This window comes from Massilia sp. TSP1-1-2, assembly GCF_049896185.1.
Lineage (GTDB): Bacteria > Pseudomonadota > Gammaproteobacteria > Burkholderiales > Burkholderiaceae_D > Telluria_A.
Genome location: NZ_JAFCTU010000012.1, coordinates 144,125 through 162,894, shown reverse-complemented (window position 1 = coordinate 162,894; position 18,770 = coordinate 144,125). Strand labels below are relative to the sequence as shown.

Sequence of the window (18,770 nt, the reverse complement as noted above, 5' to 3'; positions counted from 1 at the left end):
CGCCAGGGCTTTTTTAGACCGGGGTGACGGAGTGATATGGGGCCGGTGGCGACTTTTGGCGCAATGCGCTGGCGCTTTTCCGCCCTACGGTCCGAGGCAAACGTAACCGTTAGGGCGGAAAAGCGGCAGCGCATTGCGCCATGCGTCGTCCGTAGGGCGGAAAAACGAAGTGCATTCCGCCAAGCGTCGCCTGCGACCTACGGCGCTTCACCCTCCGGCTGAGGCGCAACCACCGCCACCACACCCTCGGCCTCGACCGCTTCCTCGGCCGCTGCCTGCCCGCTGTCTTCTTCCTCGTATTCCAGATCGGCGTCGGCCGCCGCGGCGGCCACTTCCAGCAAGCGCGCCTCGATCGTCAAGTCCACCTCGTCCCAGCGCAAGATATCGAGCTTGACCTGCGCCCCGCGCGCCACCGGCGGCATGCCCGGCAGCCGGACGATCAGTGGAATGTCGGCCAAACGCAGCACTTCATCTTTCAACACCACCGCCTCCACCTTCCGCTCATCTTGCTGCCCCAGCCAGCGCAGGCACCAGTAGCGCTCCATGTTTTGCTGATGGTCGTTGTAGGCGCCATACGCCGCGTCGAACGCCGACACGATCGCAAACAGGTTCGCGTCGCGCGGCTTGAACGGGGCCACCAGCGGCGCGGTCACGCCATGCCCGGCGCAGGCCAAAATCTGCCACTGGTTCACCAGGTCCGTGTAGCGGCGCAAGGGCGAGGTACTCCACGCGTACTGGTCCACGCCCAAACCCTGGTGCGGCGCGGCATGGGTCACCATGCGCACCTGCATCTTGGCCGCCCAGCCACCCACGCCTTGACCTTGCGAGCGGTAAATGCCCGGCACGCCGCTGTCGTGCATCAGCTTGCCCCAGGTGCTGTTGGCAAAAATCATCAGCTCGGCGACGATCTTGTCGAGCGGGGCGCCGCGCTTGCGCCGCACCACCGAGACCACGTCGTCATCCACATAAAAATTGAAGTCGACGCGATTGTTTTGCTCAGGCTTCAAGCCAAATTGCTCGCGCTTTTTCATGCGCCCCGCTTCCAGCTGCAAGGCCCATTGCCACAGCACGGCCAGCTCGGCCTTGTGCGGATACTCGCCTTCGCCGCTGGCCAGCGTCTCTTCATTAACCAGCTCGTCCAGGTCGTTATGGCGCAAATTGCTCTTGATCGGCACCATTTCAGCGCGCGTGACGGTCGACTTCACGCTCCAGTCGGCCGGGTCGAGCGTGGCATACAGGCACAGCGCCGGGCACGTCTTGCCCTCGGCCAGCGTAAAGGCATTCACGACTTCATCCGGCAACATGGTGATCTTGTCGCCCGGCATGTAGACGGTGGACATGCGGCTGCGCGCCATCTTGTCGACCGCGTCGTCCGGTTTGATGCCAAGACCGGGCGCGGCAATGTGGATGCCGACCCGGATCATGCCGTCGGGCAGCGTGACGACCGAGAAGGCATCGTCGATTTCGGTGGTGGTAACGTCGTCGATCGAGAACGCGGCCACGTCGGCCAGCGGCAAGCCGCCCGGCGTGGCGGGTACGGGCACGTTGGGGAAACCGGCGCCGCGCGGGAAATTGTCGAACAAAAAGCGCGCCATGTGCAACTCTTTAGCTGAAGCAATGGCGCCGGTGGCCAGCATCAGGCGCGGCGCGCTGGTGTGCAGTTCGTTGCAGGCCGCGTCCAGCGCCTTGTATTCGAGACTGTTCTTGTCCGGTTTAAACAGCAACTGGTGCACCAGCGGCGTCATCGCGTCGGGCATCTGGTTGTTTTTTAGCATCTCGACATAAGCATCCTGGATCAGCCCCTGCTGCCGTTTCTTTTCAATGCCGGCCTGCGCCGCGCGCAGCGACGCTTCCGGCGCGGCCTTGTAGCGCCCGCGTCCTTTTTTGTAAAAGTAGATCGGTGCGCCGTGCAGCGCCAGAATCAGCCCGGCAGCCTCGAACGGTTGCGGCGCATGGCCGAAGTATTCGGCGCCCAGCTCGGCAAAGCCAAACTCTTCCTGGCCCGCCACTTCCCACAGGAACTCGAAGTCCACGTCGGCGGCGATCGCCTTGGCCGCGTCCAGCAATTCCTGGGCGGGCGGCTTTTCATACTGGACCAGCACGTCTTTGACCTTGACCTTGGTGCGCTTGCCACTTGGCATTTCAACCTGATACGCCTCGCCAGCTTGCGACAGCACGGTGCCGACCTTGAAGTCGCCGGATTCTTCGAAAAATAGATTCATTGTTTACTTTGTGTTGTTACTTTGTTTGGTCGGTGTGCACGCTGCCAGTTCCAGGACCGCGGGCAAAAATACCTCGGTCACCAGCAGCGTTCCTCGATGGCGGCGATACAGGCAGCGCCGCGCAAAAAAAATCGTGTCTTCAGTTACGCCCAGCGCCGCGCGGGCGCGCTGCATCAGCGGGTGGCCGGCGCGGATGCGGGCAAATTCCAGTTCGCCCCGGACCACGCGCGGGTCATAAAACAAGGTGCTGCCAAGGGAGCGTTCGCCCAGCGCGTTGAACAATGGCCAGTCGGCGGCGGTGGCCGACATCGGCACCACCGTATGCGCGAACACCACCGGCGCGCCGTCGCAGCGCAGCAGCACTTCGCGCTCCCATACCCGCCCGGGGCGCTGCATGCCGATCGCGCGCGCCTCGTCGAACAGGCAGCGCGCGGTGCGCTGGTGCAGCCGCTGGACCCGGAAAGCAGTGCTGTGCGCGGTGAGGCGCGCGGTCAGCGAACCGCCGGCCGTCAGCCAGGCGCGCATCGCCCCCGGCGCATTGACGGCGTTAACGTGACCATGCCAGCGGGCCTGGCGCAGCGTGGCCACGCTCACAGGGTGGGGCCCATCGGCAGGCAGAATGCCAGCACCTCGTCGACATAGGCGGAAAACTCGGAAATGGCGTGGTCGCTCCCGTCGATCACGTGCCTGCGCGCGCCCTCGTAATGGGCCAGCATGGTGCGGTAGTCGAGCACTTCGTCGCCGCTCGCGGCCAGCAGGTAGTAGCGTTCAGGCTGCGTGATGCGTTCGACCTTGAGCGCGCGCAGCTCGTCAAAATATTCGGCCTTGAATTCGAACGGTTCGTCGGAGTGGTACTGCGTGGTGACCAGCGCATGGCCGTCCAGGCTTGCGAGCGGATCGACCGCGGGGTTGAGCAGCACCGCGCGGCAGCCCAGCTGCTCGGCCAGCCAGGTCGCGTAATAGCCGCCCAGCGACGAGCCGATGATCGAGAGCTGGTCGGCCTGCACCCCTTCGACCAGCTTCAAGGCCAGTGCGATGGCCGCCTTGGGGGACGCGGGCAGCTGCGGGCAGCGCAGTTCGGCGTCCAGCCCCATTTCCAGCATGCGCACGCCCACCACCCGCGCCTTCATCGACTTGGGCGAAGAACGAAAGCCGTGCAAATAAAGGATCATGTGGCCAGCGCTTCGAGCAGTTTCTGGTGGATGCCGCCAAAGCCGCCATTGCTCATGACCAGGATATGGTCGCCGGGGCGCGCCGCATCCAGAATGGCCTGCACCAGAAAGTCGATCTGGTCAAAACTGTGGGCGATGGCGCCCAGCGGTTTTAGCGCGTCGGCCAGGCTCCAGCCAAGCGCCTGCTGGCTGCCAAAGCCGAACACCAGGTCGGCGTCGCGCAGGCTGCCGGGCAGCGCATCTTTCATCGCGCCCAGCTTCATGGTGTTCGAGCGCGGCTCGAGCACCGCCAGGATACGCCCAGTGCCTTCGCCGCTGCCGAGCTTTTGGCGCAGGCCGCCCACGGTGGTAGCAATGGCCGTCGGGTGGTGCGCAAAGTCGTCGTAGACGGTGATGCCACCCACCACGCCGCGCACTTCCATGCGGCGCTTGACGGATTCAAAACGCGCCAGCGATTCGCAGGCCTGGGCCACCGGCACGCCCACGTGGCGCGCCGCCGCAATCGCCGCCAGCGCGTTCATGCGGTTATGCTTGCCGGTGAGGTCCCAGTTGACGGTGGCGACTGCCGCGCCGGCAAATTCGACGTCAAACCTGCCGCCCTGGTGTTCCGTCATGGTCCAGTTCACGCCGGCGCTGGCGCCAAAGGTTTCGGCCTCGCTCCACAGGCCGCGCTTCATGACGCGCCCGAGCGACGCTTCGTCGCCATTGACGATCAGGCGCCCGATGCCGGGCACGGTGCGCACCAGGTGGTGAAACTGGGTTTCGATGGCGCCGATGTCGGGGAAGATGTCGGCATGGTCGTATTCGAGGTTGTTCATGACGGCCGTCTTGGCGTGGTAATGAACAAACTTGCTGCGCTTGTCGAAAAACGCGGTGTCGTATTCGTCAGCCTCGATGACGAAAAAATCGGACGGCGCCTCGCCCTGCAGGCGCGCCGATATGCCAAAGTTCATCGGCACGCCGCCGATCAGGAAACCCGGCGCATAGCCTGCGTCTTCCAGTATCCACGCCAGCATGGCCGAGGTGGTGGTCTTGCCGTGGGTGCCGGCCACGGCCAGTACCCACTTGTCGCGCAGGATATGTTCGCCAATCCATTGGGGGCCAGACATATATGGCAAGCTGCGGTTGAGAATTTCCTCGATCAACGGATTGCCGCGCGAGACCACGTTACCGATAACATACAAGTCCGGGTTCAGCTTGGCCTGGTCGGCGCTAAAACCCTGGATCAGTTCGATGCCCTGGGCTTCGAGCTGGGTGCTCATCGGTGGGTAGACGTTGGCGTCGCAGCCAGTCACTTTGTGGCCCGCTTCCTTGGCCAGTACCGCCAGGCCACCCATGAAGGTGCCGCAGATGCCGAGTATATGAATATGCATGTGTAAACGCTGACCGAAAGAATGAATACGCGATTTTACCCGACGCCATGCGTTTTTCCATTCCAAGGTAATATCTCACGCATGATGTTCAAGCTCACGCCGCCCTGAATGACCACGCCCTTGCCCTTGCCCTTGCCCTTGCCCTTGCCCTTGCCCATGACCATGACCACCTCCATGCTGAACCCGACAGACGAGCTCGCCCAGTTGCGGGCACAGATCGCCGTCGCCGCGGCGCGCATGGTCGCCCAGGACGGCGCCGACTACGCGACTGCCAAGCGCAAGGCTGCCACGCAAGTGCTGGGCGACATGCAGGCCACGTCCGGCGTGCTGCCCGACAATACCGAAATCGAGGAAGAAGTACTGCGCTACCAGGCGCTGTTCCAGCTCGACACGCAACCGGCGCGCTTGCTGCGCCTGCGCACCATCGCGCTGCAAGTCATGGATGCGCTGGCCGAATTCAAACCGTATGTCACCGGCCCCGTATTGACGGGCAGCGCCGGCGAACACGACGACATCGCCTTGCAGTTGTTTGCCGACAGTGCCAAGGAAGTGCAGATTTTCCTGCTCGATAAAAAGGTCGATTTTGACTTGACGGAAACGCCGCATTTCAAAGGTGCGCGCTTCGAGCCGGTCGAAACCGTCAGCTTTTTGTGGCACAAGGAAGGCGTGCACGCCGAATTGTACGAACTGAACGACCTGCGCGGCGCCCTCAAGCCGCGCGCCGACGGCAAGCCGGCGCGCGCCGATGCGGCCGCACTGCGCGCCCTCATGCAGCAAGTTTCACCACCAGCAGCACCAACCCAGGAATCCGCATGACCCGAAATAACGTCCTTGTCTATAGTATCGTCGCGCTGGTCTTCGCCGGCCTCGGCGCCTACCTGGCCCTGCACCACGAAGCTGCCGCCCCGGCGCGCTCGCCCGCGCCGGCGCCAACTGCCGTTGCAGCGGCCGCGGCGACGACCCCGGTCGGCGCCCTGTTCGCCCAGTCCATGAACGATGCCAGCGGCGCCAGCCAATCTCTGGGCCAATGGAAAGGCAAGCCGCTGGTGGTCAATTTTTGGGCGCCGTGGTGCGCACCCTGCGTGCAGGAAATGCCCGAACTTGACCAGCTGGCCCTGGCCAGTGCCGCCCAAGGCATCAACGTGATCGGCATCGGCATCGATTCGCCTGCCAACATCGCCGAATTTGCCGGGAAGTTGAAAATTTCCTATCCCTTGTATGTGGCCGGCATGAGCGGCACGGACCTCTCGCGCCAGTTCGGCAACAGCAATGGCGGCCTGCCCTACACGGTGCTGATCGGCGCCGACGGCAAGGTCCTCAAGACCTATCTTGGCAAGCTCAAGTTCGACGAATTGAAGGCCGACCTGGCCAGGCTGAAGTCTTGACGGCGCCAAATGCACTATATAGAGTAGACTCCACCCTTTGAAAACCGACCCGGCGTTCGGTTTTTTTCGCTTGCCAATGGGAACCGTTGGCGGCAAAATGCGTGACTTTCGCGACGATCGATCCCAACAATGGCAAAAAAGCTCCTGCTGCTTAACGGTCCCAACCTGAATTTGCTGGGAACGCGCGAGCCTGCGGTGTACGGCACGCACACCCTGGCCGACATCGAACAAGCTGCGGCAGCCCAGGCTGAGGCGGCGGGCGCGACGCTATTGTGCTTTCAAAGCAACCACGAAGGCGCCCTGATCGACCGTATTCACGCCGCCAGGACCGAGGGCGTGGACGCGATTGTCATCAATCCGGGCGGACTGACCCATACCAGCGTCGCCTTGCGCGACGCCCTTGCCGGCGTCGCGATCCCGTTCGTCGAAGTCCATATTTCGAACATCTACCAACGCGAAGCGTTTCGCCACCACTCCTTTCTGTCGGAAATTGCCCAAGGCACCATCTGTGGACTGGGTACCGAAGGATATCGTTTTGCCATAGACTTCGCTTTGAAAAAGCGTTAATCTCCTGGCATCTTCAAGCATTTGCGCGGTTACGCTTTTATCCGCTGGCCGCATACTCTTAAAATCAAAATAATTCCAAGGGGTTTCACATGGATTTACGAAAACTCAAGACGCTGATCGACCTGGTCGCCGAGTCCGATATCGCTGAACTTGAAGTGACTGAAGGCGAAAGCAAAGTACGCATCGTCAAGTCGTCCGCCATGCCGCAAAACCAGATGGTGATGATGCAGCCGCAAGGCATGCAGCAGCACTACGCACCGTCGCACGCCCCCGCCCCTGCCGCAGCGCCCGTCGCCGTCGTCGCCGAGCCTACCGGCCATATCGTCAAGTCGCCGATGGTCGGTACCTTCTACCGTTCGTCCTCGCCTGGTTCCCCGGCGTTCGTCGATGTTGGATCCAATATCAAGGAAGGCGAAACCTTGTGCATCATTGAAGCGATGAAGCTGCTCAACGAAATCGACTCCGACGTTTCCGGCGTTGTGACCAAGATCCTGGTCGAAAACGGCCAGCCGGTCGAGTTCGGCCAGCCACTGTTTGTGATTGGCTGATCGACGACCATGTTTGAGAAAATCCTTATTGCCAATCGTGGCGAGATCGCGCTACGCATCCAGCGCGCCTGCCGCGAAATGGGTATCAAGACGGTGGTTGTCCACTCCGAAGCGGACAAGGACGCCAAGTACGTCAAGCTGGCCGACGAGTCGGTTTGCATTGGCCCGGCGTCGTCCGCCCTGTCCTACCTGAACATGCCCGCCATTATCAGCGCGGCCGAAGTGACCGACGCCGAAGCGATCCACCCCGGCTACGGCTTTTTGTCCGAGAACGCCGACTTTGCCGAACGGGTAGAAAAATCCGGCTTCGTGTTCATCGGCCCGCGCTCCGAATCGATCCGCCTGATGGGCGACAAGGTCTCGGCCAAGCAGGCGATGATCCGCGCGGGCGTACCGTGCGTGCCCGGCTCCGAAGGCGCGTTGCCGGACGACCCAAAGGAAATCATCACCACCGCGCGCAAGGTCGGCTATCCGGTCATCATCAAGGCGGCCGGCGGCGGCGGCGGACGCGGCATGCGCGTGGTGCATACCGAAGCGGCCTTGCTCAACGCGGTCGCGATGACCAAGACTGAAGCGGGCACGGCGTTCGGCAATCCAGAAGTGTATATGGAAAAGTACCTGGAAAATCCGCGCCACATCGAAATCCAGATCCTCGCCGACGAACACAAGAACGCCGTCTGGCTGGGCGAGCGCGACTGCTCGATGCAGCGCCGCCACCAGAAAGTGATCGAAGAAGCGCCGGCGCCGGGCATTCCGCGCAAGCTGATTGAAAAAATCGGCGACCGCTGCGCTGAAGCGTGCCGCAAGATCGGCTACCGCGGCGCCGGTACTTTCGAATTCCTGTACGAGAACAACGAGTTTTATTTCATCGAAATGAACACGCGCGTGCAGGTCGAGCACCCGGTGACGGAAATGATCACCGGCATTGACATCGTCCAGGAACAGATCCGCATTGCCTGCGGCGAAAAACTGCGTTTCCGCCAGCGCGACATCATGCTCTCGGGCCACGCCGTCGAGTGCCGCATCAATGCCGAAGACCCGTTCAAGTTCACCCCTTCGCCTGGTCGCATCGTTTCCTGGCACGCGCCGGGCGGCCCCGGCATTCGGGTCGACTCGCACGCTTACGCCGGTTATTACGTGCCGCCCCACTACGATTCGATGATCGGCAAAGTCATCGCTTACGGCGCCACGCGCGACCAGGCGATTCGCCGCATGCAAATTGCGCTGTCGGAAATGGTGGTTGAGGGTATCCTGACGAACATCCCGCTGCATCGCGAACTGATGATCGATGCGCGCTTCATCGAAGGCGGCACCAACATCCACTATCTTGAGCAAAAACTGGCCGACAAGCCGGACTTGCCGAAAGTGGGCGCCCTCGCCAACAAGTCGGAAAGCAAGGCACAGGCATGAGCTGGACGGAAGTCGTCATTGAAATTGCGCAAGGGCACGCCGAGGCATTGTCCGACGCCTTGATGGAAGCCGGCGCGTTGTCGGTGTCCGTGGAAGACGCCGACGAAGGCACCGACCAGGAAAAGCCGCTGTTCGGCGAACCTGGCATGGAGCCCAAAGAGGCGGCGTGGGAACACAGTCGCGTGGTCGCGCTGACCGACGTCGACGCCGACCAGGCCGCCATCGTGGCCGAGGCTGCGGCGGCCATCGGGCTGGCGGCGGCGCCCGCCTTTACGGTGCGCGACGTGTCCGACCAGGACTGGGTGCGCCTGACGCAATCGCAGTTCGCCCCTATCCACATTGGCAAGAATATCTGGGTCGTGCCGAGCTGGCACGAAGCACCCGACCCGAGTGCCATCATCCTGGAACTCGACCCGGGCCTGGCCTTTGGCACCGGCAGCCACCCGACCACGCGCTTGTGCATGGAATGGCTGGAGGCGCATCCCGCCCCCGGAAAAACCGTGCTCGACTACGGTTGCGGCTCCGGCATCCTGGCCATGGTCGCCAAAAAAATGGGCGCGGGCGACGTTGCCGGCGTCGATATCGATCCGCAGGCGATCGAGTCGGCCAACGACAATGCCGCGCGCAATCAGTGCGAGATCGACTTTTACCTGCCCAATGACTTTGCCGTCTCGGCCAAGGCCCAGCATGCAAGCGGACGCTTTGACATCGTGGTCGCCAACATTTTATCGAGCCCGCTCAAGGTGATGGCGCCGATGCTGGCGGGACGCGTGGCCCCGAACGGATCGCTGATCCTGTCCGGCGTGCTGGCGCGTCAGGCTGAAGAAGTGGCCGAAGCGTACGCGCCGTATATCAAGCTTGGCGTGTGGGCGGAGCAGGATGGCTGGGTTGCGCTGCACGGCCAGCTCGGCAGCGACACCGTCTCTCCCGCGCGCGGTCAGTAAAGGCATGGCGCTCGCCACAGTCTGCCCCCACTGCAAAACGACTTTCCGGGTCGCTGCCGACCAGTTGAAGTTACGTGGGGGCATAGTACGTTGTGGCACCTGCCGCGAGATTTTTGACGGCAATGCCTCGCTGGTCGACCTCGACGCGCCGCCTCCCAAGGGTATTGCCGCCATCCCCGACAGTATTCCGGACCCGGAAATTGCCTCGCCCGGGCCGGAAGACGATATGGCGCCCGAGACGATTTTTGCGTTCGAGGCCGAGCCCGAACCGGCCGAACCGAAACCGGAACCCGAAGCGCCGAGCGCCAGCGCCGCCTTCGACGAGCAAATCGCCGCCATCGAGGCCGCCACGCCCATCAAGCTGCCGCCAGGCTATGTGCTCGATTTCGATTTATCGGAGCCTGTTTCCGATCCCGTCTCTGAAACCAGCCTTGAAGCCGAGCTCGAAGATGAGCGCGATGATGACGGCCACGGGGACAATGCCGCGCCCGCTCCTTCCCTCGAATTATCGGTCGCCGACGATGGCGAGCTCTCAAGCGACGAACCGGAGGACTGGCCCTGCCCGGACGAACTGGAAAAGCCGGCAGCCGAACACGACCTCTATTTTGGCCCGCTGCCGCTGGTGCGCCCATCGGTCATCGCCCCTGACGAAGGACCGGTCAGCGAACTGCCCGCGCCCGAGCCGCGCGAGGTGCACCCCGAACCGGAGGCCGACGAGCCCGAATTCGTCCGTCTGCACCGCGAAAAGGAACAGGCCGCGCGCCGGCGCCGACTGACCATGGGCGCCGGCTCGGTCCTGCTGATGCTGGTCCTGCTCGCCCAGGGCGTATCCATTTTCCGCAACGTGCTGGCGGCGCGCTACCCGGCACTGACGCCGGCCTTGGCCGCCAGCTGCAAGCTGCTGCGCTGCAAGATCGAACTTCCCGCCCAGATTGAAACGATGGTGCTCGACACGGGCGAGCTGCAATCGCTCGGCGCCAACAAATTCCAGCTGACCACGCTGCTGCGCAATGAAGGCACGCTCACGCAAGCCTGGCCTTACCTCGAGCTCGAACTGACCGACGCTGCCGACAAGGCGCTGGTGCGGCGCGTGTTCACGCCGGCCCAGTTCCTGCCGGCCAGCGTGGCACCGGCCAAGGGCTTTGCCGGGCGCAGCGAGCAGCAGGTCAAGATCGTCTTTGAGCTCAAACAGCTGAAAGCTTCAGGCTTCCATATTGCAGTTTTTTATCCTTAAGGCTTTATCATGACCAAGACCACCTTGATCTGCGGCTCGCTCGCGTTCGACAAAATCATGCAATACAACGGTCGCTTTGGCGAAACCCTGCTGGCCGACCAGCTGCACAAGGTGAACGTCTCGTTCCTGGTGCCCACTCTGCGCACCGAATACGGCGGCTGCTCGGCCAACATTGCCTACAACCTCAAGATGCTGGGCGGCGAGCCCCTGATTATGGCCACCATCGGCCAGGATGGCGGCGAGTACCTCGAGCGATTCGAGACGATGGGCATTTCCACGCGCGGCATCCGCAAAATTGCGCATAGCTACACGGCCCAATGCTTCGTCACGGCCGACCTGGACAACAACCAGATCAATGCCTTCCACCCTGGTGCGATGCAGTTTTCGCATGAAAACAATGTCAGTGAACAGGGCGCGCTGCGGATCGCCATCATCGCCCCGGACGGGCGCGACGGCATGATCAAGCACGCTAAAGATTGCGCCGAGCAAAACGTGCCGTTCATGTTCGACCCGGGCCAGCAGTTGCCGATGTTTAGCGGCGACGAGCTGATCGCCTTCATCAACGAAGCCAGCTACGTCACGGCCAACGATTACGAATTCGAAATGCTGATGAGCCGCACCGGCCTGACGCTGCCCGATATTGCAGAGCGCCTGGAGGCGCTGATCATCACGCGCGGCGAAAAGGGGTCGGAAATTTACGTCAAGGGCGAGCGCCACGCGATCCCTTGCGTGCAGGCCGAGCAGATCGTCGACCCGACCGGCTGCGGCGACGCTTACCGTGCAGGACTGCTGTTTGGCATCGTCAACGGCTACGACTGGCCAACCACGGGCAAGCTGGCCAGCCTGATGGGTGCGATCAAGATCGCGCATCAGGGCGGGCAGAACCATGTGATAACGGCCGAGCAGATTGCCGACCGCTTCGAGGTGGAGTTCGGGTACCGCTACTAATCAAGCAGGCTGCGCACACCCCGCAGTGTGCGCGCCGCTGCACGGATACAGCGTTACACCAGCCGCTTTTCTACTTCATCGGGCGTCAACGTCGCCGAAATAATCTCAAGCAGTTTCTTCTTGGCGGTCAGCCCGTGCGTGATCGTGATCGCGCTCCTGGGTACATCCAGCGCCTTGGCCAGGTACTTGACCAGCGCTTCATTGGCCTTGCCTTCGATCAGTTGCGCCTGCAGCTTGAGCTTGAGCGCCTCGCCCAGCACGCCGATCACTTCTGTTCTGCTGGCATTTGGCGTGATCTGCACCGCCAGCCGGACCCCGCCGCGCAACACCGAACACCACGCCCGCGTCACTGATAGCCGAACAGCATGCGCAGCAAAATCTGGGCAATCTGGATCAGGATCAGCGCCACCAGCATCGACAGGTCCAGCCCGCCGAGCAGCGGCACCACGCGGCGCAGATGGCGCAGCAACGGCTCGTTCAGGGCGCGCACGAAGGGCGCCAGCGGCGCGTGCGGGTTAATCCAGCTAAACACCGCCTCGACGATCATCATGGCCATGAAGCCGTACAGGATCCACGTGAGGAAGCGGTACAGGGCCAGCTTGGCCACGTCCGGTCCCGTGGCTCCGGGCACCAGCAGGAAAATCGAGGTTGCCAGCGCCACGATCAGGAATGCCGCAATCAGACTGGCCCAGTCGTAACCGCCCATCCCTGGCACGATGCGGCGCAAGGGGCGCACGACCCAGTCGGTAAGGGTGAAGGTGAATTGCGACACCGACGGCGGCGGACGCACGCGGATTGCCTGCATCCAGAAGCGCAGCAGCAAGGCCCCGCCCAGGATGGTGGCAATCGCATCGACAATTAACTGAATAATACTGAGCACGAGGACTCCTTAAAAAAAACCGCTGCGTGACAAGCGTCACACAGCGGTATTTTGCCTTAACCAGGCACAAGCTGCCAATTACGGACGGCTGCTGGTCGGGAAAGGCCATGCTGCTGCTGGAGCCAACACAGTTTTCGCTGCCGGTGCCGGAGCTGGCGCGGCCGCTGCTGCTGGTGCAGGAGCTGCTGCTGGCTTCGGTGCTGGAGCTACCGCTTTTGGCGCCGCCGGCTTTTTAGGCGCAGCCGCTTTCTTCACGACTGGCACTGCTGGCTTGACTGCTACAGGCGCTGCTACCGGCTTGACGGCCGGCTTGGCTGCTGGCTGTGCAGCCTTAAGCGGCTTTTTTGCTGCTGGCTTAGCCGCCACCTTTTTTGCTGCTGGCTTTGCTGCTGCTTTCGCTGCTGGCTTTGCTGCTGCTTTAGTTACTGCTTTAGTTACTGCTGGTTTCTTCGCCGCTGGCTTGGCTGCTGCCTTTGCTGCTGGCTTTGCTGCTGCCTTTGCTGCTGGCTTTGCTGCTGGCTTTGCTACGGCCTTTTTGGCTGCTGGCTTGGCTGCTGGCTTGGCCGCTGCTTTTTTCGCTGCTGGCTTGGCTGCTGGCTTGGCTGCTGCTTTTTTGGCTGCTGGCTTCGCTGCTGCTTTTTTAGCGACTGGCTTTGCTGCCGCTTTTTTGGCTACTGGCTTGGCTGCTTTGGCTACTGGCTTGGCTGCCTTGGCTGCTGGCTTGGCTGCGGCTTTCTTTGCTGCTGGCTTGGCTGCTGCCTTCTTCGCTGCCGGCTTCGCTGCTGCCTTCTTCGCTGCTGGTTTCGCTGCTGGCTTCGCTGCCGCCTTCTTGGCTGCTGGCTTCGCTGCGGCTTTGGCGGCTGGCTTGGCTGCCGCTTTCGCTGCTGGCTTCGCTGCTGGTTTAGCGGCTACTTTCTTTGCTGGTTTGTCGGCAGCTGCTTTCGCGGCTGGCTTTTTTGCTGCTGGTTTCTTAGCGGCTGTTGCCATTTAAGTTCTCCTTCATCTGAGATGAGAAAAAAATCACGCTACAAGATTAAAACCCGTCCGGCCCGTAACTAGGCCAGGCGAATTATTCATCGGCACAAACGTGATCCTTGTTTATGCTAATGAATTCGGCGCCAGCTGAACTGCTGCAACTCCTCACTTTTGCAGCGCTTCAGCTACAGTCATTCCTGAAAACGGAACGACGAATACGGTCTTCCAGTGCGCTGCTCCCATCCCGACCCGCTTCAAACCCGAAAAGAAAAAGCCGCCATGCCTGAACAGGATCAGGCAGTGCGGCTTGTTTTTTTCGTAGAAGTTAAATGCATATCTGGTTGAATCAGCGTCCTATTTTTCATCGGTTTTCTGTCTCAGTTCGCGCCTTCAAAATGCGCGTTCACGTTTTGACAAATTCAATCACGTAAAGTACACGAAAACCTTGTCAGTGCGCAACAGGCGCGCGACGATTCATTTACTTTTTTTTGCGGCGAACGCGCCCAACGCACATAGGGTCTTCTTCAAGATGCATTTTGCGCGCGCCAATCGGCGCGTCAATGTAGCGTTGACGACGCGTTTTTGAAAACGATGACGCGCATTTTTTGTCGCATCACGGCCGCCGTTGCGCGCCGTTATTTTGCGAAGGCTTTGCGCTCATTGCACGCCGCCGCGCGGCCAACCCGGCCACGCAAAAAAACGCAGAGCCGCGCCGCGCCGCGCATGCAAACGTGGTCGGTGCGACGACCGACGGCGCACACCGCGCACCCGGTTTTTGTGCCGCGCCAACGGCGCCGATGCACGCACATCGCGCGCAAAAAAAAGATCACCGGGCGCGCATTCACTTTAGCGGCCGTCGAACGCCATCGCGCGGCCCGCAAATTTGCAATGCGTTGATTCGTCACGAAAAAATTTTCAGCACGCGTTTTTCGCCGCGCATTTTGAGTTCGCCAAACGTACGCGCATGCGCGTGCAGCGCAGTTGACGACGCGACCAAACTACTGCGCACGCCGACATCGCAAGGCGCAATTTTTGCGCTCAGCGGCGGCGCGTGCAGGCCCTCGACCTGGCTGCAAGACGTACGCGAACGCATTCCAATCATCGCCTGGCAAGCTGTTTTTGCGCGCCTCCAATGCACACGGCGCTCGTGCTTTGCGCCGCGATTTTGCGTGCCGCGCACGCATTCAAATGCCGCGTCGGCAAGCGCGCAAGGCGACTGGCAGCACGCGCCGACTGACAAAGATTGTCGTCCTTTGGCGAGCCTTGAATGCGTTCGCCCGCCCGAAATAAATCGCACGTCGCGCACCAAAAAAATATTTACCGACTAGATGATGATGACGAATTAAAGCGTTGGGATTTTTCCACAATTTGCGGCGAAGGTGCACGCCGTCGCACAAACCCCGCGCGGCCTAGACCCTACCCAGCAAAGCGCACGCCCACTTCCAGGCCGCTGCTGCCGGCCGATGCACCAAGCGAGATGGTCGCCCCGTTGCGCGCCGCCGCCCTTTCGGCAATGGTTAGTCACAGCCCGCTGCCCCGGTGGTCATTGCCCGGTATCCCCCCGCCCCACGCCGTCGCGCAAGCCCTGGCCGACATCGATTGTTCCGACCAGCTTGTCGAGCCGTGCGCACAACAGATGGGCATTGATCCGGATCGCCGCCAGCGGTGTCTTGAGTTCGTGCGCGACGTCCGACAGGAACTCGTGTTCGTGTTCGTGTTCGATGCGCAGGCGCAGGCGCGCCATCAAGCGGTTGATCGGCTCGATCAGCGGCGTCAATTCCCGGTAAGGTGAAGAGGGCAGCGCGCTCAGGTCGGCCCCGGCCCGGCTCTCGATTGCGGCGGCGATCACCCGCAAGGGTCCCAGGCCGATCCGGATCACGCCAAGGGCGATGATCAGCAAAAACGGCAGGCTGGCGATCGTGGGCGAGAGGAGGTAGCGCAGGCCGGAGCGCGTCAGCATCCACTCGTCGTCCACCTCGTGCATGCGCTCGAGCCGGATGCCGCTGGCCGCATCGCTCTCGCTCCAGCGCACCCAGCCGTGGACTTGGCGTCGTACAGCGCATTGACCAGGCCGACCAGCGTCATGCCCGGGATGACCAGCGCGAAGCCGACCATCGCGCCGCCCTCGCCCTGCGTGCGCCGCACCACAGCGCGCCAGCTGTTCGGAAATGTCGAATGGCTTGACCAGGTAGTCGTCAGCACCCGCATGAAAGCCGCGCAAGCGTTCCTCCAAGCCGTCGCGGGAGCTAAGGATGATGACGGGCAGCGCAGCCTTGGCGGGGCTGCCCGCCATCATCCTCAGTTCGCGCAGCAAGGCGATGCCGTCGACGTCCGGCAGCCCCAGGTCGCGCAGGACGGCGTCGAATTGCTCCACCTCGATACCCTCGCACACAGTGGCGCCCAGCCGCACCCAGACCACCGTGCGCCCTTCGTCCTGCCGCACGGTGAGCAAGGCACGCCCGACGCGCTGACAATTGCCGAAACCTGGTTCGACAGCTCGAAGTACTTTTTGGGCGACACGTTCGACTCAACGATGAACTACATCTTCAGGAACGCGGTGCTCGACTACGCCGCCGGGGCCGACGCCACAAGCGCCTACCAGAACCTGGAACTGATGCGCGAAGCCTATCCGCCGCAAGCTTTTTACGCGCTCATGAACCTGCTCTCGACGCACGACCAGGCGCGCTCACCGATCCGGCGACCGTCGCGCCGGCGCGGCGCCGTCTTGGCCTGGCCGTGTTCTTCCAAATGATGTTCCCCGGCGCGCCGGCCGTGTATCACGGCGACGAGGCGGGCCGACGCGCCACTGTTCATCGACAAAAACGTGATCGTATTGGCGCGCCGCGACGGCGCCACCTGGGCCATTTGCGCCGTCAACAACGCCAACAAGGCGTGAATGGTGCGCGCGCGCCTGCCGGCCGGAGCCCGCGCGGCGCAGTTTATCGACGCGCTCGACGGCACCGGCGCCGCGCCCAGGGACGGGTACCTGACGCTGTCCATTCCCGCCCTGTTCGGCACGGTAATGACCAGCAAAGCCCCCTTTTAAGTCCGGCCGCGGCCAATCGCAATCCCAAGGCCACAGCCATTTTGTTGAAGTACGTGAGGATATCCATAGTGAAAAAATAACAGCTTGGTGCCGTCCGCCTGGCGCCTGCGACCGATCGCCGCCGGCTGCTCCCTGTTTGCCTGGGACCAGCAATCAAGCGTCGCCGTGGCCGTCAATCGATTCAAGGAGAACATGACTCGTCGGTTCTATGGGTCGCCAGTGCTGCTGCACCGTCGCGCCTTTGGCAACAGCCTCAAAAGTGGGGAATACGGATAGGGAGCACAGCAGGAACGGATGCCGCCCCCGTTCCTTGTTGACAACATTGGGGGCGCGACTGATACTGTCCCGCTGTCATATGGGCCAAGTGCAGGCATGCAAGCGGGCGCGATCAGACGACTTCCTCCTCTAATTTTTTCTCAGGAATTGCATGCGTAAAATCCTATTATTCATATTGTGGGGCGCCAGCGCGCACTACTGCACCGCCGCCGAGGTCAGGTTTCCGGATGGCCAGGGAGCACACGGTGTCGGCCTGCGCGTCGTGCAGCAATACGACTACGCACGCGTCTACAAGGACAAGACCGATTTGACGAGCGGGACTGTTGCCAGCGGTGAGCGGGCACGCCCGCTGCAAACGTTGATCTGGTACCCGGCCAACAAGGTGGCCGGCACGCCGCTTCGCTATGACGATTACCTGCGCCTGGCGGCGACCGAAGTCCATTTTGGGCGCAGTGCTGCCGAGGTAGACCAGGCGGTCGCGGCAAATCTGGAAGAAAACTATGCAAACCTGAGCGATGCGCAAAAGCGCACCGAGCGCGCCAGGGCGATGTCGGCCGTTCGCGATGCCCCCGCCGCACCGGGAAAATTCCCGGTCGTGATTTACGCACCAGGATCAAGTTCGTCAGCGCACGAGAACGCCGATTTGTGCGAGTACCTCGCCAGCCACGGCTACCTGGTACTCGCCGCAGCGAGCACGGGCGTACACACCCGCAGCATCAATACCGATCTCGAAGGGGCCGAAGCGCAGGCGGCCGATATCTCGTTCTTGACGGGATTTGCCGGCACCCTCGCACAAGCCGACCGATCCCATCTGGCAGTGGTCGGCTATAGCTTCGGCGGATTGGCGAACGTGCTGGCAGCGGCAAAGGATGACCGCATCAACGCGCTGGTCGCGCTGGACGGCTCGGTGCGATATTTCCCGTCGATTGTCCAGGCGGCCGCGTATGCGACGCCGGAGCGGCTGGCCTTGCCCATGTTGTATCTGGGTGCGATACCGCAGACGGCGGAAGTCATGAACAGGAGCAAGCAGGTACCCACTTACAGCCTCATGAATCAGATGAAATACGCCGACCTTTACAACGCCACCATGTACACCATGGCCCACGCGGCGTTTCAGTCGGAATCGCTGCGCCTGGGACCGGAGCATCGATTCGGCGAGTACTCGCGCGACGAGGCTACGCTGGCGCACGGCTGGATGGGCCGATACGTGCATGCTTTCCTCGACGCCTACCTGAAAAACGATGCACCGGCGCGCAAATTCATGCACAGCACGCCCAGGGAAAACGGTGTACCGGCGCACCTGCTGTCACTCGACACACAAGGTGCGCAAGGAAATCCCCCCACCATGGCGACGCTGGCCAGTGCATTTGCGCTGCGCAAATACAAGAATTTGACGGATGTGTATGGCGAGATGACCAGGCGCGAAGTTACTTTCAAACCGGGCGAACGTGCTTTGATCTCCTGGGGCGAACCTTTTATGGAGCAAAAACGTTATCAGCCGGCCATCGAAATTTTCAAACTGGCGAACACACTGTATCCTGAGAGCGGGAGAGCTGCTTTTTACCTTGCCATGGCCTATGACAAAAACGACGACTATGCCTTCGCCATCGAAGCCTATCGGCGCGTGCTCGCTGTCTGGCCCGGCATGCCGGAGGCAACACAGAGTATTGGACGATTACAGGCGGCAGCCGCGTCGCGGAACGTGCCCGCTACCGCAGCGAACCGCAGTCGGACCGGATCGAACACCGGGCGTTGACTGGCGCGAAAGGGTCATTCGCTGGCAGCGCGGC

Annotated in this window: 23 protein-coding genes; 13 read left to right on the top strand and 10 right to left on the bottom strand. The window is 62.0% G+C overall.

The genetic code is table 11. The features are described from left to right. Nucleotides 1–197: 197 nt before the first annotated feature. From ACP7BV_RS13020 to ACP7BV_RS13000, 5 genes are read right to left on the bottom strand one after another with little or no spacing between them, the layout of a single operon-like run. Nucleotides 198–2,222, bottom strand: coding sequence for a ribonuclease catalytic domain-containing protein (locus ACP7BV_RS13020; RefSeq protein WP_426104279.1), 2,025 nt, complete (start codon nt 2,220–2,222; stop codon nt 198–200). A gap of 3 nt (nt 2,223–2,225) precedes the next feature. Next, nucleotides 2,226–2,816, bottom strand: coding sequence for a chorismate--pyruvate lyase family protein (locus ACP7BV_RS13015; RefSeq protein ID WP_426104277.1), 591 nt, complete (start codon nt 2,814–2,816; stop codon nt 2,226–2,228). Next, nucleotides 2,813–3,394 (bottom strand): YqiA/YcfP family alpha/beta fold hydrolase, encoded by a 582-nt coding sequence (locus ACP7BV_RS13010; RefSeq protein ID WP_426104276.1) that lies wholly within the window; start codon nt 3,392–3,394, stop codon nt 2,813–2,815. The genes ACP7BV_RS13015 and ACP7BV_RS13010 overlap by 4 nt, the downstream gene beginning before the upstream one ends. Continuing rightward, on the bottom strand, nt 3,391–4,767 hold the full coding sequence (gene mpl / locus ACP7BV_RS13005; RefSeq protein WP_426104274.1) for a UDP-N-acetylmuramate:L-alanyl-gamma-D-glutamyl-meso-diaminopimelate ligase: 1,377 nt from the start codon (nt 4,765–4,767) through the stop codon (nt 3,391–3,393). Before mpl ends, ACP7BV_RS13010 begins: the two co-directional genes overlap by 4 nt. A 35-nt stretch (nt 4,768–4,802) precedes the next feature. After that, complete coding sequence (locus ACP7BV_RS13000) at nt 4,803–4,931, bottom strand: hypothetical protein (RefSeq protein ID WP_426104273.1); 129 nt, start codon at nt 4,929–4,931, stop codon at nt 4,803–4,805. Between ACP7BV_RS13000 and ACP7BV_RS12995 the strand changes: the two genes are divergently transcribed. From ACP7BV_RS12995 to ACP7BV_RS12960, 8 genes are all read left to right on the top strand, one after another. Continuing rightward, nucleotides 4,930–5,583 carry a hypothetical protein gene (locus ACP7BV_RS12995; RefSeq protein WP_426104271.1) on the top strand — a complete coding sequence of 218 codons (654 nt, stop codon included), beginning with the start codon at nt 4,930–4,932 and terminating at the stop codon, nt 5,581–5,583. The genes ACP7BV_RS13000 and ACP7BV_RS12995 overlap by 2 nt on opposite strands. Further along, a complete protein-coding gene (locus ACP7BV_RS12990) occupies nt 5,580–6,152 on the top strand; it encodes a TlpA family protein disulfide reductase (protein ID WP_426104269.1) in 573 nt (190 codons plus the stop codon). Before ACP7BV_RS12995 ends, ACP7BV_RS12990 begins: the two co-directional genes overlap by 4 nt. A gap of 129 nt (nt 6,153–6,281) precedes the next feature. After that, a complete protein-coding gene (gene aroQ, locus ACP7BV_RS12985) occupies nt 6,282–6,719 on the top strand; it encodes a type II 3-dehydroquinate dehydratase (protein ID WP_426104268.1) in 438 nt (145 codons plus the stop codon). A gap of 89 nt (nt 6,720–6,808) precedes the next feature. Further along, nucleotides 6,809–7,267, top strand: a complete 459-nt coding sequence (accB, locus tag ACP7BV_RS12980; protein WP_426104266.1) for an acetyl-CoA carboxylase biotin carboxyl carrier protein — start codon at nt 6,809–6,811, stop codon at nt 7,265–7,267. A gap of 9 nt (nt 7,268–7,276) precedes the next feature. Then, the gene (gene accC, locus ACP7BV_RS12975; protein WP_426104265.1) at nt 7,277–8,677 is read left to right on the top strand and encodes an acetyl-CoA carboxylase biotin carboxylase subunit; all 1,401 of its coding nucleotides are present in this window, start codon (nt 7,277–7,279) and stop codon (nt 8,675–8,677) included. After that, nucleotides 8,674–9,621, top strand: coding sequence for a 50S ribosomal protein L11 methyltransferase (prmA, locus tag ACP7BV_RS12970; RefSeq protein WP_426104263.1), 948 nt, complete (start codon nt 8,674–8,676; stop codon nt 9,619–9,621). Before accC ends, prmA begins: the two co-directional genes overlap by 4 nt. A gap of 4 nt (nt 9,622–9,625) precedes the next feature. After that, on the top strand, nt 9,626–10,855 hold the full coding sequence (locus ACP7BV_RS12965) for a DUF3426 domain-containing protein (RefSeq protein WP_426104262.1): 1,230 nt from the start codon (nt 9,626–9,628) through the stop codon (nt 10,853–10,855). 9 nt (nt 10,856–10,864) lie between these two features. Next, nucleotides 10,865–11,803 (top strand): carbohydrate kinase family protein, encoded by a 939-nt coding sequence (locus tag ACP7BV_RS12960; RefSeq protein ID WP_426104260.1) that lies wholly within the window; start codon nt 10,865–10,867, stop codon nt 11,801–11,803. Between the two features lie 53 nt (nt 11,804–11,856). Here the strand turns inward: ACP7BV_RS12960 and ACP7BV_RS12955 are convergent, their stop codons facing one another. Both ACP7BV_RS12955 and ACP7BV_RS12950 read right to left on the bottom strand, forming a co-directional pair. Continuing rightward, on the bottom strand, nt 11,857–12,132 hold the full coding sequence (locus tag ACP7BV_RS12955; RefSeq protein WP_426104316.1) for a DUF167 domain-containing protein: 276 nt from the start codon (nt 12,130–12,132) through the stop codon (nt 11,857–11,859). Nucleotides 12,133–12,149: 17 nt separating this feature from the next. Continuing rightward, nucleotides 12,150–12,683 (bottom strand): YggT family protein, encoded by a 534-nt coding sequence (locus ACP7BV_RS12950; protein WP_426104258.1) that lies wholly within the window; start codon nt 12,681–12,683, stop codon nt 12,150–12,152. 107 nt (nt 12,684–12,790) lie between these two features. Between ACP7BV_RS12950 and ACP7BV_RS12945 the strand changes: the two genes are divergently transcribed. Together ACP7BV_RS12945 and ACP7BV_RS12940 are read left to right on the top strand one after the other, a co-directional pair. Further along, a complete protein-coding gene (locus ACP7BV_RS12945) occupies nt 12,791–12,919 on the top strand; it encodes a hypothetical protein (RefSeq protein ID WP_426104257.1) in 129 nt (42 codons plus the stop codon). Between the two features lie 62 nt (nt 12,920–12,981). Further along, nucleotides 12,982–13,674, top strand: coding sequence for a hypothetical protein (locus ACP7BV_RS12940; protein ID WP_426104256.1), 693 nt, complete (start codon nt 12,982–12,984; stop codon nt 13,672–13,674). Between the two features lie 619 nt (nt 13,675–14,293). Here the strand turns inward: ACP7BV_RS12940 and ACP7BV_RS12935 are convergent. From ACP7BV_RS12935 to ACP7BV_RS12925, 3 genes are all read right to left on the bottom strand, one after another. Continuing rightward, nucleotides 14,294–14,563 carry a hypothetical protein gene (locus tag ACP7BV_RS12935; RefSeq protein ID WP_426104255.1) on the bottom strand — a complete coding sequence of 90 codons (270 nt, stop codon included), beginning with the start codon at nt 14,561–14,563 and terminating at the stop codon, nt 14,294–14,296. Next, a complete protein-coding gene (locus ACP7BV_RS12930; RefSeq protein ID WP_426104253.1) occupies nt 14,560–14,967 on the bottom strand; it encodes a hypothetical protein in 408 nt (135 codons plus the stop codon). The genes ACP7BV_RS12935 and ACP7BV_RS12930 overlap by 4 nt, the downstream gene beginning before the upstream one ends. A gap of 234 nt (nt 14,968–15,201) precedes the next feature. After that, nucleotides 15,202–16,101 carry a response regulator gene (locus ACP7BV_RS12925; protein ID WP_426104314.1) on the bottom strand — a complete coding sequence of 300 codons (900 nt, stop codon included), beginning with the start codon at nt 16,099–16,101 and terminating at the stop codon, nt 15,202–15,204. 90 nt (nt 16,102–16,191) lie between these two features. On the opposite strand from ACP7BV_RS12925, the gene ACP7BV_RS12920 reads away from it, so the two are divergent. The 3 genes from ACP7BV_RS12920 to ACP7BV_RS12910 all read left to right on the top strand — a co-directional run bounded on the left by ACP7BV_RS12920 (nt 16,192) and on the right by ACP7BV_RS12910 (nt 18,736). After that, nucleotides 16,192–16,410, top strand: coding sequence for a hypothetical protein (locus ACP7BV_RS12920; protein ID WP_426104252.1), 219 nt, complete (start codon nt 16,192–16,194; stop codon nt 16,408–16,410). Nucleotides 16,411–16,554: 144 nt separating this feature from the next. Further along, nucleotides 16,555–16,704, top strand: coding sequence for a hypothetical protein (locus ACP7BV_RS12915; protein ID WP_426104251.1), 150 nt, complete (start codon nt 16,555–16,557; stop codon nt 16,702–16,704). 427 nt (nt 16,705–17,131) lie between these two features. Next, nucleotides 17,132–18,736: a chlorophyllase/cutinase-like alpha/beta fold protein gene (locus ACP7BV_RS12910; RefSeq protein WP_426104250.1), complete on the top strand. Its 1,605-nt coding sequence runs from the start codon at nt 17,132–17,134 to the stop codon at nt 18,734–18,736. Nucleotides 18,737–18,770 lie beyond the last annotated feature (34 nt).